This is a genomic window from Shewanella psychropiezotolerans (genome assembly GCF_007197555.1).
Lineage (GTDB): Bacteria > Pseudomonadota > Gammaproteobacteria > Enterobacterales > Shewanellaceae > Shewanella > Shewanella psychropiezotolerans.
The window spans coordinates 3,002,473-3,015,708 of record NZ_CP041614.1 but is presented as its reverse complement, the minus strand read 5'-3'; the positions used below and the strand labels follow the sequence as shown (position 1 = coordinate 3,015,708).

General features: G+C 44.6%; 13 protein-coding genes and 1 pseudogene. 5 read left to right on the top strand and 9 right to left on the bottom strand.

Annotated features, from left to right (window positions below; genetic code table 11):
* Positions 1-2: 2 nt before the first annotated feature.
* Positions 3-458: pseudogene (locus tag FM037_RS13300) on the bottom strand (EAL domain-containing protein); the annotation flags it as partial.
* 230 nt (positions 459-688) lie between these two features.
* Here FM037_RS13300 and FM037_RS13295 point away from each other — a divergent pair.
* Positions 689-889 carry a hypothetical protein gene (locus FM037_RS13295; RefSeq protein ID WP_144046403.1) on the top strand — a complete coding sequence of 67 codons (201 nt, stop codon included), beginning with the start codon at positions 689-691 and terminating at the stop codon, positions 887-889.
* Between the two features lie 357 nt (positions 890-1,246).
* Here the strand turns inward: FM037_RS13295 and FM037_RS13290 are convergent, their stop codons facing one another.
* The 3 genes from FM037_RS13290 to FM037_RS13280 form a co-directional block, all read right to left on the bottom strand.
* Complete coding sequence (locus tag FM037_RS13290; protein ID WP_144046402.1) at positions 1,247-1,786, bottom strand: hypothetical protein; 540 nt, start codon at positions 1,784-1,786, stop codon at positions 1,247-1,249.
* A gap of 244 nt (positions 1,787-2,030) precedes the next feature.
* Positions 2,031-2,786, bottom strand: a complete 756-nt coding sequence (locus tag FM037_RS13285; protein WP_144046401.1) for a hypothetical protein — start codon at positions 2,784-2,786, stop codon at positions 2,031-2,033.
* Positions 2,787-2,812: 26 nt separating this feature from the next.
* Entirely contained in the window at positions 2,813-4,795 is a 1,983-nt protein-coding gene (locus FM037_RS13280; protein WP_144046400.1) for a hypothetical protein, read from the bottom strand.
* 482 nt (positions 4,796-5,277) lie between these two features.
* Between FM037_RS13280 and FM037_RS30545 the strand changes: the two genes are divergently transcribed.
* Positions 5,278-5,667, top strand: coding sequence for a hypothetical protein (locus FM037_RS30545; protein ID WP_456114957.1), 390 nt, complete (start codon positions 5,278-5,280; stop codon positions 5,665-5,667).
* Here FM037_RS30545 and FM037_RS13275 read toward each other — a convergent pair.
* From FM037_RS13275 to FM037_RS13255, 5 genes are all read right to left on the bottom strand, one after another.
* Positions 5,559-6,251, bottom strand: coding sequence for an ankyrin repeat domain-containing protein (locus tag FM037_RS13275; protein WP_144046399.1), 693 nt, complete (start codon positions 6,249-6,251; stop codon positions 5,559-5,561). The genes FM037_RS30545 and FM037_RS13275 overlap by 109 nt on opposite strands.
* A 28-nt stretch (positions 6,252-6,279) precedes the next feature.
* The gene (locus FM037_RS13270; RefSeq protein ID WP_144046398.1) at positions 6,280-6,984 is read right to left on the bottom strand and encodes an ankyrin repeat domain-containing protein; all 705 of its coding nucleotides are present in this window, start codon (positions 6,982-6,984) and stop codon (positions 6,280-6,282) included.
* A gap of 80 nt (positions 6,985-7,064) precedes the next feature.
* Entirely contained in the window at positions 7,065-8,441 is a 1,377-nt protein-coding gene (locus FM037_RS13265) for a PAAR domain-containing protein (protein WP_144046397.1), read from the bottom strand.
* A gap of 9 nt (positions 8,442-8,450) precedes the next feature.
* On the bottom strand, positions 8,451-10,499 hold the full coding sequence (locus FM037_RS13260) for a type VI secretion system Vgr family protein (RefSeq protein WP_144046396.1): 2,049 nt from the start codon (positions 10,497-10,499) through the stop codon (positions 8,451-8,453).
* A 308-nt stretch (positions 10,500-10,807) separates the two neighbouring features.
* Complete coding sequence (locus tag FM037_RS13255; RefSeq protein WP_324617125.1) at positions 10,808-11,302, bottom strand: Hcp family type VI secretion system effector; 495 nt, start codon at positions 11,300-11,302, stop codon at positions 10,808-10,810.
* Between FM037_RS13255 and FM037_RS13250 the strand changes: the two genes are divergently transcribed.
* The 3 genes from FM037_RS13250 (at position 11,267) to FM037_RS29445 (ending at position 13,018) form a co-directional block, all read left to right on the top strand.
* On the top strand, positions 11,267-11,602 hold the full coding sequence (locus tag FM037_RS13250) for a TolC family protein (RefSeq protein ID WP_185977024.1): 336 nt from the start codon (positions 11,267-11,269) through the stop codon (positions 11,600-11,602). The two genes, FM037_RS13255 and FM037_RS13250, sit on opposite strands and share 36 nt — an antisense overlap.
* Before the next feature lie 349 nt (positions 11,603-11,951).
* Positions 11,952-12,725, top strand: a complete 774-nt coding sequence (locus FM037_RS13245; protein WP_229381183.1) for a phage integrase — start codon at positions 11,952-11,954, stop codon at positions 12,723-12,725.
* A 68-nt stretch (positions 12,726-12,793) separates the two neighbouring features.
* The gene (locus tag FM037_RS29445; RefSeq protein WP_229381182.1) at positions 12,794-13,018 is read left to right on the top strand and encodes a tyrosine-type recombinase/integrase; all 225 of its coding nucleotides are present in this window, start codon (positions 12,794-12,796) and stop codon (positions 13,016-13,018) included.
* The last annotated feature ends 218 nt before the right edge of the window (positions 13,019-13,236 follow it).

The following is a 13,236-nucleotide window of genomic DNA, read 5'->3' as shown; positions in this document are numbered from 1 at the left end:
ATTCAGTTGGGCATAAGGTACTGGTTTAGAAAATAATAACCTTGCAGTAAATCGACTTCCTTTTCTGATAAATAATCAACCTGGGCTTGTGTCTCGACACCTTCAGCGATAATGGTTAAGTTGAGTGATTTGGCCATCTCAATGATGGCGTTAAGGACACTCATTTTTACCTCATCATGGCCAATGACATCAATAAACATTTTGTCGATTTTGACGGTATCAATATTAAAGTGCAGGAAGTAGCTAAACCCGCCATAGCCGGTACCGGCGTCGTCTAGCTTGATTTGATAGCCGCTTGACTGAAGTCTCTCTATATTACGCTTGGCAGCTTCTTCATCATCAAACTCCTGACGTTCTGTTATCTCAAACGCAGACATAAAACCACGATAGCCTGCAAATATTGCGAGGAGTTCGTCGATGAAGTCATTGTTTTCGATTTGTGATACAGTAAGATTAAACGCGCAAAATTTGTTTTTAGCCTCTGAAGTTCACCACTTTTTCAAGTAGTGATATGTTCAATATATAGCACTACTCGCATATGAATGGTGTGACGGAACTATCGGCGGTTACGGCAACTGGACTTCTTGGTATATCGATGTCACAGGAAGGATAATGAAACATAAGCGTTACATTTCGGCCTATATGTTTACGTACAATCCCCCCTTTATACCAGCTAGAGACAACTTTTATGCCTATTTCAACTATCGATGCACAGAACCTCGCTATCTACAGTGAAACCAACAAAGTACAGCGTAAATCAGAGCGAAGAACTAAGGCAGAACTAAAAATCAATCAGACTGCTCTCAGTATTAAGGCGCGCTTGGAACATGAGCAGTTAATGCAGGCATTAGGGTTAACAGAAGAAGACATGGTGACATTCAATAATTGAATCCAGCCCTACGTTTCCTAACAGGTCGATTTACCAACACTCAGTGGCACTAACTTTCTCTATGGCTTATTCCTGACTGTCATTTTATAGGAAAGTATATTTTAGATAAACCAATTAAATTATAGCGTTATGACGTCGCATCAGCTTCAATGGAAAACATGAATTTTACAGCCGAAGCATTTCTATTAATATTCAATAAGTTACTGATTATTTGATGAGTGATTCTGAAACCGATTTTTTGGCTGCAGCTTAGTAATGGCAAGGGTTACAGAGGAGAATGGTGACAAACCGTTCTTTTAGTCAGAGAATCCTTATAAGAGTTTCGCTTAGTGGAGGATCTGGAAGTTAGCCGAATCGTTACTCATCAATGTAAGACAGATGACCACCTGTAGGTTTAGGCCTGTCTCTCAATACTGCCGCTAGAGTGTCACCTTTAGGTTCAGGAACCATGCCTTTATCTTGTAAATATTGTATTGGGTAAGCCAGCTGTTGAGCCTTATCTTCAAGCTTATTAATATTCACTAATGCTGCTTTCTCTCTTACCTTAATTTCTTGAAGCCTAATCATTCGAGAATCACTACTAGGCATAGACAGCACTGCGGTACGAGCTTTCTTTGCTTTATTTTCCACAACCTGTCGCATTAAAGGCAACTGCTCGAGTATATCGCGTGCAACGGCATCTTTTTTGTAAATGCGTGCTGTTGCATTATCTATATTTTCAATGACAAAGTTTCTGGAGGCTACGGCTCTTACTGCATCAGTGGGGGCCATCGGAAAACTATGGGATGTGCCTCCTGCAAAAGTTAGATCCCTAGCCGTGTCTTTTGAAGAAGAAATAATACTAGAGCCTTTTTTAATTTGGAATGATAAATCTGCTTTAAGTGTCTTTTTAATCATCAAATTACCCAGCCCCCTGATAGGGACCCCGGTGTACCAGCGATGATGCTATGCACCCCGGGTATGCCTGGAACAATCCCCATAGCATAATTAACCCCAGAAACAGATATTTCTCTTGTGATATTTAAGGCTGTGTATCCTGATATTTTTTTTGCTGAAAAGCTCAGTAATCGAAGCTGATTCTCGGTCTCTCTTGCAATCAAATCGAGTTCACGTATATTCCAAAAATACGTAAAAAAGCCTTTTACTTTACGGGGGGGGCTAATTGAGAAGCGGTTGAGGGAGCGGTTAAGAGATGACCATCATCGTCCCCAATAATAGACAACTCAACAGTCCGTGGCTCCATTTCAATATGATTGCGCCATGCAATATATTCTTTGTTGGTCCCATTTTGCCAGTTTATACCCTCATTAGAAGACACTTCAAACGTCCCCTTGCGTGTCCTTGCCAGCCTTTCCGCTCCGTCAGCTGAAATTTTGACTGGTGTTGTTAGGTTACCAATAATACGCCCAAGCCCTTTGCCAGCCAAATAAACCCCTCCTTCAAACGCCGCCTCCATGGCAACTGCAATCCCGGCATTTTTTAAGTGATTATCACGTTCGTCTTGGGTATCACTAATCGCGGCTCTGCCCAGATGTGGCGCTGCAATTAACGCTGAGCCGTATACAAAGCCCGAAAATGGACTCATAACTAAAGCCGGTGCCAATAAAAGGGGGCTTGTAGTCTCGAGAACTTCAAAGAATTTTAGCGCATTGGCTTCTGAATGAGACCTGATCAATATATCCATATTTTTGACGTACTGGTCTATTGTGCCTTCAAACAAATACGAATAATCACCGGCTCCCATTGAGAGGGTACTGGCCATGTCATCGTCGTTAGCATCTGAGTCTAACGGGAAATGCATCGTGACCCAATCACGTAGTTGACCCTCTTTTTTAGCGGCATCAATGAAGTCATTTATTGAGGGAAATGAATAGGCTTGATTGGTCGCTAAGGACACCACTTTGATAGGACTATGCTCAGGGCTCAGACCGACGGAGTACGTACCGGCAAGTCTCGGCCCCCTTTTGAATCAGGGAATATCAGTAACATAGGCGCATTTTGGATGCTGTAGTGCTTATTTTTGTCCAGTCCATGCAATTCAATAACCGACTCAACATAAGCATAGAATTCTTGTTTAAATGGCCCACTATTTTTTATTTCTGTAAGCTGAATCATGTAGCTATTCTGTATATCCACATTTTTAAGCTCTTGAAATAGCTCAGGCGAAACATTAGAAGAAAGAACTTTTGAGTCTCGCTCTCGGTAACCAAGATTCGACGCTCGCCATTCACGCTCTTTACCCATAAGGATATCCGCGATTGTAAATGTTTTTTCTTGTGTAGGTGAAAGTATACTTATTCCTGCTTGGAGATTCATATCATCAACCTTAGCGCGATATTCAACCAATACCTCATCGAATAAGTTATGCCCTGAGGCTAAGTCATTTAAGGTGTTTTGAAAGGCCTTTCTAAGTGATGGGATCTTGGTTGATAAGCTACTTTTTTGACTTTCTACTTTTCGCCATTTATCCATGAACTTGGGAAATTCGGCAATATTTCCTTTTTCCTCCTCCAAAAATACTTGCAGTGACCGGTTAATCTCTTTTGGCCATAAAATATTCACATCTTTGCGGGTTGTAATAGAATGTTGAGTGGCAATGCTACCAAGGTAATCATTAACACTTATGATATCACGCTCGGTTCTGCCTTTATCAATATAGGTGTAAATGAGGTACGAATTAAAGAAATGGTCGATGTCCAACCCTTTGAAAAGGTAGCTATCAATGCCATTGTTAGCCGTTGCGATATTGTGGGTCCTTGCCCTTGCATAGGTTGAGAGATAATTATTTTCAGGCGCTCGAGGTGAATCCGATAATAGAGTGGAAAGGTGCCTTAATTCAGCTTCAAATCCCTCAATTGGCTCTTCAGAGGAAATCGTTAATCGCTCATATCTAGCTTCATACACGTCTTGATAGCTAGATTCTGGATGGAAATAGAGTGGTGTTGCCTCTCCAAGCTGAGACACGCCTAACTTAAATTCTCTTTGTATGTCATGTATCATGCTTTGATGGTTTTTATACTTGTTTAACAGAGACTCGAAGCCTTCTTTAGATAGAGAAGAAAACAACTCCAGGAAGGTCGTTGCAATTGTTATGTTTCCATCATCTATCTCCAAAATGTCATCATAACGAGCGTCGATCCCCACATCCGTCAATGCTTTTTCTATTGTGGCTCTTTGATTAATGTCTATAGCATCTTTATACCTTAGTACAAGTGAAGACAATTTTTCTTTACCCAAATAAGACCAGTCTCGAAAAGTTCCATATTGCAATGATGAGCGTAAGGACTCAGAAGTAATCAATTCCTGAATGGTCATTGCGAAGGTTGTTTTCCCGTCATATACATTCAACATTTCATCATGACGATCGGCAAGTTTCGGAAAACCCTGCAACGCTTTTTCCAGTGCTTTCTTATCGACACCAAAATCATTTTTATATTCGGTTAACCAGATTTGTAAGGCTTGCTTTTTACCAGAGGATAAGTCTTCGCTTGCGGCTACCGCCTCTAGAGCTGAGATGGCATTTTTGGAATAATGATGAGGTCGTGTATGCTCTTTTATTGTGGCTCTTAACCAAAGATAGTCTTTGTTTTCTAGTCCGCCGTCTAGCTCCATAACATTAACAGTACGCCCTCTTTTCCCCTCTGCCTGATGAGGCGGCATGTCGGGTATTTTTATAGGTGCTTGCTCTTGAGCTTGAAGGTGATGGCTGCCCGCAATAAGTGACATCTGATGTTCTGCACTTGTGATTTGGATCCCCGGATGCTCACGTTTAACCCTAACTTTCGAGTTGGTAACGAGTGAGCTTGCATTCTTTTTCGCCTTCTTTTCGTTGGATTGTTGCTGTCTATTCGAACTCAGAGCTGTAGCGTATGAGAGCATCTTAGAACGATTGTTGATTTGATTCATACTTTGATACCGCTTATTAATTGTTAATCCGGCCTATAGCTTATGTGTTGTTCAATCATAAAGTGTTCCATATTTAATCTTGCTAAAAGGGGCCAATAGCCTTGCGTGGCGGCGGTTTATGCGGCCGTCAAAGGATTTGAAGTGATGCACATGTTTAAAAAATGACAGTTCAAGAGTGGTTATTCGGCCAAGGAGCCGTTGCTGGAGTAATACAATCTTTGCGACAGAGCCGGTTTTCGCTCCGTACTCAAGTTATTTTTCTTTGTTTTGACAAGCTGAGTAGTTTCTCTTATGGCCATTGGTCACCAAATGGTTATCACTCTTCAAATTTTGCCTATTTGCTATTATTTTTCATCGTCGTGTAAGCCATATGTAGACTATACGCCAGCAGCTAAACTTTTAACATAATGCACATATTGTAAAAGTTAACGTTGAGTCCCACTATCATCTTATATAATTAAGACCATCCTATAGACTTAAATATGAAGGTTGAGCTGATGAGTTCAGTGACTTTTTTTAATAATGAAACATTTATGCCTCATGGTATGTGCTACCTGTGGCAGCCAGGGATCTTATGGACTTCGCTGATATCTGATGTCGTCACAGCATTAGCATACTTTTCAATTACCATCGCTGTAATCGTGTTTGTACGAAATCGAAAAGATCTCCCCTATCCGTGGTTCTTTTTACTCGCTGGCTCGGTGATTTTTCTCGCTTGTGGTATTTCACATCTGACGAATGCTATGGTGATCTGGGAACCCATCTATGGTATTTCATCGATTGTTAAAGTAATAACGGCTGTAGCCTTATTAACTACAGGGGTGGTGATTTGGTTTCTACTTCCGTTCTTCTTAAATCTGCCCGACATGTAAGCTGTAGCATCAGCTCCTTGTTGGATAAAGAAATAAACGAATTCATACTTATTTAAAAATGCCGGGTAAAGTGCACTATTTCGACCGCTACGATCTTTCAGATTTACATCGGCACCGTATTCTAGAAGAATATTAATATCGTCCCAACGTTCGGGGCCAATGGCATCGAAAATAGCAGGCATCCCATTCCTATCGATAGAATTGGGATCGCCCCCGGCTTCGAGTAACATCTTTAGCCAATCAGGATCATCCCCGCCAGCCACAAAATTAATCGCGTTATCACCATTAGGTCTTTCAAAATTTAGCTCTGCACCTAACTCCAAGGCGAGTTGGACGGCCTTTTTGTCTTTTTGCATAATCAGCCACAACAGAGGCGTGATGCTTTCATTGCCCAAGATGTTGAGATCAATGTCATTATCAATAATGATTTGCGCCTGTTTTTTATCACCTTGCCCAATACTGTTTAAAAGAGAGACCATCTCAGGTTCGAAAAAAAGATCTGCTTTCATATCAGTGCCTCCTGCACTGTACGCCGAGAAAAAGCTCAATAACAATAAACTTGCAGAGCGAATCATCCCTTTCATAGCACCTTCCTTGAGAGTTAATTATTGACTACTCAGGCTTACCATTCTTGTCCCACATGGCACGCACTTCTTTAGGCGAAGGCGGTGGAAACTCAACACCTTGATCGATAAAATGTTGCTTGATTTTCATTGCCCAAGGGTAATTAATACTGTCCGCCCCAATGATCCCCCTACTGAGCTTGTCATCCACCATCCAAGCGAGATTTGCACCAGTACTGGCATATATGTTTACATCTGCGCCTTGTTGGATAAAGAAATAAGCAAACTCAAATTTCATAATATAGGCTGGGTAAAGTGCACTATTTCGACCGCTACGATCCTTTAAATTTACATTGGCACCATATTCAAGCAGAGTATGGATATCATCCCAACGCTCTCCTCCTATGGCATCGAATATGGCAGGCATCCCATTTTTATCGATGGAATTGGGATCGCCCCCGGCTTCGAGTAACATCTTTAGCCAATCAGGATCATCCCCGCCAGCCACAAAATTGATCGCGTTATCACCATTAGGCCTTTCAAAATTTGGCTCTGCACCTAGCTCTAAGGCGAGTTGGACAGCCTTTTTGTCTTTTTGCATAATCAGCCACAACAGAGGCGTGATGCTTTCATTGCCCAAGATGTTGAGATCAGTATCATTATCAATGATGGTTTGCGCCTGGTTTTTATCACCTTGCTGAATACTGTTTAAAAGAGAGACCATCTCAGGTTCGAAAAAAAGATCTGCTTTCATGTTTGTGTCTCCTGCACTGCACGCCGAAAAAAGGCCCAATAAAAGTGATAATCCAAGCGTAATTGTTCGTTTCAATGCCATTACTGCCCCCAGTGATACTGTGAAAGAGTGCTGATATCTTGTTTTTTCTGCGACTCAATGCCTGCAATCACCTGATCCATCCCATGTCGGGTGACGGGGCTGCCACCCTCGATGCTTTCCAATGATCTCATATTACCTGGCGCCTCAGGTACAGCACCTTTGTTAAGCAATGCTGTCCCCAACACCCCACCAATGGCGGTACCAACAGTGCCACCCAGCATACTGCCAGCCCCTGCAAGGATTGGAGTCAGCATTCCTCTGTTACCTTGTAGTAAAGTCAGCACTTCACCATCAACGGCTTGAGTCTGCACCAGCTGATTAATTTGCTCCATTTTCAACCCTCCCTGACGGCTAACCGTATTTTCATGTAAACCCGCGGCATTAAAGGTGTAGCCTTCCATACCAGTCACTCCGATTGCACTCGCTGCGAGCCCACCACCCAATGAATGACCAACAAGCACAACATCCAAAGATTGAGATACTAAATCAGCTAAATCCATTGCCTGATCATATTGTTTTGTCTGTTTCCCCATACCTTGGGCGCCGTTGGTTCGCCAATCATCTACCCCTGTGACACCATTATTGGTGCCCCGATAAGTTAGCATGGTTTCATCATTTATCTCTGACTTAAACAGCGCGGCACCAAAGCCTGTATCCTCATCCATTAACACCGCATTCTCCAGTCCGGGAATATCGGCGGTGTCGAGTAACTCCAGCCCCAATGGTGCCTCAGGTAATGAAGGAAACTCCTCAGGATCTCGTCGATTCTCATCCACTCTGTAGACATATTGTGCCGCTTCGGCGCGTAAGATGCTGTCATTGTTAAATGCCAGTCGCTCACTTGTCTCTTCAAGGCCGGGCTGGTTTTCAGTCGACTTGGCAAGCTTCTTACGTGCCTGGTAACGTTGCTTGCGTTGCATCACGGTCGACACGGGAGAATCGGCACTGATGAATTGCGTCGCCGCCTGACCCCATTCAATGGGTTTTAACGACGGCATGGGTGCGAGAGCCAGCAAGGGGGCATGATTGGTTACCGCACTTTCACCGCATGCTTGTGACGGCGACTGGTAGGGAGAATCGCCGATCAAGACATCCCCAGAGCCAGCAGCGACTTTGCCACCACAACCTAGTGCATCCCCGACTCTGGCAGCCGGTTTACCATTGATCGACACATTAGCTGAGCCCGCTGAAATACTACGACCATGGATACCATGGGGCATATGCGGGCACGGACAGGCATGCAATAACGCCGGATCCCCTTCCCGTGCGGCAGGCATGCCATTAATGCTGACATCACCACTTCCCGCCTTAATCGGTGTCGCGGGCATACAGCCATGACCGGCACAATTATCCCCTAACCGAGCTGCTTTAGGCATAAGACCTCCTTATCGCTTGTCGGCAGGTTCTGGGATTGACGGCTTAGTGGGCTCATCTGGCGCCACTGCACTGGGCGCCGTTCCGGCACCCGGTGATCCCCCTTCGTTAATCTTGACCTTGTTACCTGAGATGGTGACCCCGCCAGCGTCGATCTTGATAAAGCCTCCTGGACCTTTAATCGTCAGCTCTTGCCCCGCATCTAAGATAATCTTGCTGGCTGTAAGGTAACTGTCTTTATTGACTTTGATTTGCTGGCTAGCGCCAATGATTTTTTCTTCTGATGCGGCAATGTTAGTCTGACTGGCGCCATCGATCTGAGTGATGATCCCCCCACCGATATAACGCTTAACCATGCCGAGCACCCGATGGATAAAATTACGTCCGATAAGGAGTTGATGATCCCGTCCCACCTCTCCAAGTTCATCCTGACCAATGGTTGTGTGTCGGTGATTCTTTATCTGTTCAAATTTATCGTGATCTACGGTCACATGCTGATCGTAACCAATATTTTCTCTGTGTATATTGTTGATGACGATGTCCATGTCTTTCTGACCATGAAGATAAATCTGCTCGCGACTGGCTTCATCTTCAAAGCGTAACTCATTGAAGCCCTCCCCCTTGTGACTATTGGTCCGCCATACCGTGCGGGTCTTATGGTTGGGTAAGATGTAAGGAGGCAAATTCGTTGCGTGAAAAGCACGCCCTGTAATGATGGGTTGATCAGGATCACCTTCGAGGAAACTCACGATCACTTCATGCCCGATACGCGGAATGGCCATCATGCCATATTGGCCACCCGCCCAGCCTTGACTGACACGGATCCAACAGCTGGACTTGTCATCGCATAAGCCGTATCTATCCCAGGGGAATTGCACCTTAACCCGGCCAAATTCATCACAAAAAATTTCTTCATTCTCAGGTCCAACCACCACGGCCATCTGAGGACCAGTAACCAGAGGTTTAGCATTCGGTTTTGCCTGCCAGGGTAAGCTGGCTGGAATGGCGGTAAATTCATTATGATATCGAGTAGGCTTTTGAGTATTGGCCTCTTCCGCTGCGGCCCCCTGTTCGCCGGTATGCTTAACCCCGGTAATGACCCAGTCACGATTTAGCGCGCTATCACTGTGTTCCATCAGATCAAATTTAAAACCGCAGATGGCCTGCATAATGTTGCTTTTACCACTGGCAACTTGTGCATCACGGCGCAGGTACTCTTGGCGCACCTGAGTGAACGGGATCCCAGCGGCATCATCCTTATAGCGTCCCGGATAGTCGAAGTGCTCGTAATCCTGACGTTGAAAATCCAGTTCTTTTCCCGTACTGGTCTGCAGGAAACTGTACTGTGGTTTCTTAAAGCTGTGATCCTTAAGGGTCACAGTGGCAGGTTTAATTTGATGTTGAAAGCTGAACGCCTCAACATAGGGAACATCAATCACTCCCCCACTGACAGCATTGTAAGGAAAAGGCACTGCCAGGCCGGTTAATTTACTGGTGCTGTCACAAAATATCAGCGTGTGGCTGTCTTTGGTGTGTTCGAAAAAGTAAAACAACCCCACTTCAGCCGCCAGACGACTGATAAACTCAAAATCGGTCTCACGATATTGGACACAGTACTCACGCACTTCAGACTCGAACCTTGGATCACAGTTAAAACCATACTCTTTTAGGCCCATCTCATCTAACAAGGTTGCCATAATATCCAGCACGCTTTTTTGTTGAAAAATTCGGCTGTTGCGTCTCAATTTAAGTCTGGACAGTGCAGGCACTAAGGTCAGCTCGTATTGCGTATGATGGTGGCCGGTATCGCCTTTACTGAATTGACTCACAATACCGTGTACCTGACGCTGTATATCGCCATCTAGCGTCAAGGTGAGTAAGCCTGTTTGGTCTACGATAGACGCGGGGGTGAGATCATCTAATCGGCTTAGCAGGTTGAGCGTCACTTCAAATGGGGTCGACAAACTCTCAGTCAAGCTGAAATCAACCACATCTAAACTGGTTTCATCCAGACCTTTGGCACTGAAGTGAAAACGTAAACCTGATCCTAAAAGCCCCATGACAATATCCTTATCTATTGATGTTGTATCCTAAGCGCATGTAGCCAACTTGTGCCTTGCTAAATGCCGATTGAAATAATCTTTAGGGAAATATAACCCTCCCTATCTGGACCGATCCATTTCCCTAAAGGCTATGGTCTTTTACTTGGGTATTAACATTTGAAAAATAAAATAAGCAGGGGCGTGATCAGCCCCTGCTTATTCTCATTTGGCCGCCCCTATGATCCGAACGACAGGCTTAAACGACGGGTTCAAGCGAGTATTACGCCGAAACATAGGGGCAACGGATGAGTTAACTTAATGGCTGATTAAGCTTCGATCGGCTTACGCCAATCATCTGAGCCTGAAGTACCTGCAGTTGTATGGTCCCAATCGATCTTACGGTATGCCATAGACACAGTGATCAGCTGAGTGAAGTCAGCCTTGCTTGGATCCTGACAATGAGGCATGTGACACTTAATGTCGATGATAGTGGCGCCTTCGAGCTTAGTGCTGAAGTAATGCTCTTGCTTACCTTCAACAGAAGTGCGATACCACTTCAATTCAACTTCGGTGATCTTCTCACCCGATGCCAATGAGTTATACATCAACGGGACGGCCTTATTCAGTGCCACTGTGAACTTAAATGGCTTGTGGATACGCTGACCTGAAGGCTGACCCGACTGTGGATCGGTTGGCACGGTAACGATGTGATCGAATTCCTGAACCAGCATCTCATCTTCATGACCTTCAACAAAAATATCACCGACTGAATCTTGGGGGCAGGATTGACGCTCCCCTTTCTCGAGTACCGCAAAGCGCACCAATCAGCAAGCCGGGCGAATTTAGCTTATCAGCAAGCCGAGACGGCGTTTACCGAGCGTTTATATAAAGCGTTACTGGAAGTGGATGATGCCATCAGCAACTTACGCTTCAATCGTGATCAAGAATCGGTACAAAAACAGCAGTTAGTGCTTGCACGTCAGGCAGCAGCCATCGCCCGTAGCCGTTATCTGGCGGGGGCAACGGGGATAGGTCGATGGATTGAGGAGCAAAATCTGCTGCGTCAAGTAGAGATGAGTTGGCTGACGCAACGTCAAGCGGTGCTGAAAGGATACAGTTAGCTGTTTGCCGCGATTGGCTGCCCTTAGCATATAACACAGCTATTTTTTGCTAATGAGGACCAAATCAACATGCTGTCGCCTGAGTACACTCAGATAGGCTTTGATTATTGACCATGTGAGGCTTCACATTCGTACACGTCGACGTTGAGAGAATTGACAGTATTGGACAAGCTTTGACAGATGAAATAGGCAGAGTCTATCCATTAAGAAACCAAACTATGACCTACAAATACACCAATCAATGCCAGCACGTTGAGCGTAGTAGGAAAACGCCTCAGCGAATGAGCAGAGAAAATCGGGCTCTCATTATTGCGACTCAAAGGCACATTTTTGAGTTCGACAATGAGTTTTGAGCACCACTCCTTTTGGCGTTGATATCACTATGTCTATCCGTAATCTCAAAAACGACACTAACAAACCGTGGCTATGTGAATGCTACCCCCATGGACGGCACGGTAAACGTATCCGTAAAAAGTTTGCCACTAAAGGTGAGGCTGCCGCGTTTGAGCTATTCACCATGAAGAAAGTTGATGACAAACCCTGGCTAGGTGAAAAGGTCGATCACCGCCGATTGTCAGAATTGATAAAGAAGTGGCATGATCTTCACGGGCGTCAATTGACCAAACCCGAACAGCGCATGGCTAAATTAACTATGATTAGTCATGCCATGGGCGACCCTGTTGCCAGTAAGATCTGCGTCAATGACTTTGCTAACTATCGCCAAATGCGACTCGATGGGGAAGTGGAAGATGCCCAGGGCAATAAGAATAAAGTGAAGCCGCACACGGTCAATCATGAACATGCCTATTTAAATACAGTCTTCACTACGCTTAAAAAACTCGGTGAATGGAGACACCCCAACCCGCTAGAGGGTCTTGAGAAATTTAAAATAGAAGACATCGAGCTGGCGTTCCTCTACCCGGAAGAAATTCCACTTATTTTAACCGAGTGTGACAACGCTAAATATAAACACCTGAAAACCATCGTACTCATTTGTTTAGCCACCGGCTGTCGTTGGTCAGAGGCCGAGGGGCTGCACGGCAGTCAAATTGCACACAATCGGATCACCTTTGTAAAACCAAAGGTAAAAAGAACCGCACGGTACCGATTGCCCAAGAGTTAGCAGACATGCTCCCCAGAGTACGTGGTCCATTATTCAGGCCCTGCAGGAGATCCTTTGAGCAAGCGATAATGCGAACCGGCTTACAGTTCCCTGATAGACAAATGACGCATATCTTACGGCACACGTTTGACAGCCATTTTATGATGAACGGCGGCAATATCTTGGTACTAAAACAGATACTCGGACACTCCGATATCAAAGACACCATGCGCTATGCCCACTTCGCTCCCGATCACCTGGACGACGCCATCACCAAAAATCCGATAGTCCGAATACTGACCCCAAATGGATGAAGACCATTTTTCGGCACCCCGTCGTGTAGCACATTAAAAAAAATCACACTCGAGAAGAATTAAGAAGGTAGATAGAATTACCCCTCAAGCCTATTTTTCAGGCTGTTTATTGTGAGAATATTATGCTTGGAAATTCAAAACGCAAAGTAGCAACATCTAAGCTCCCCCCTGTGTCAGGATTGTTGTCACCCCTTAAAATCATCCATTAATTCAATATA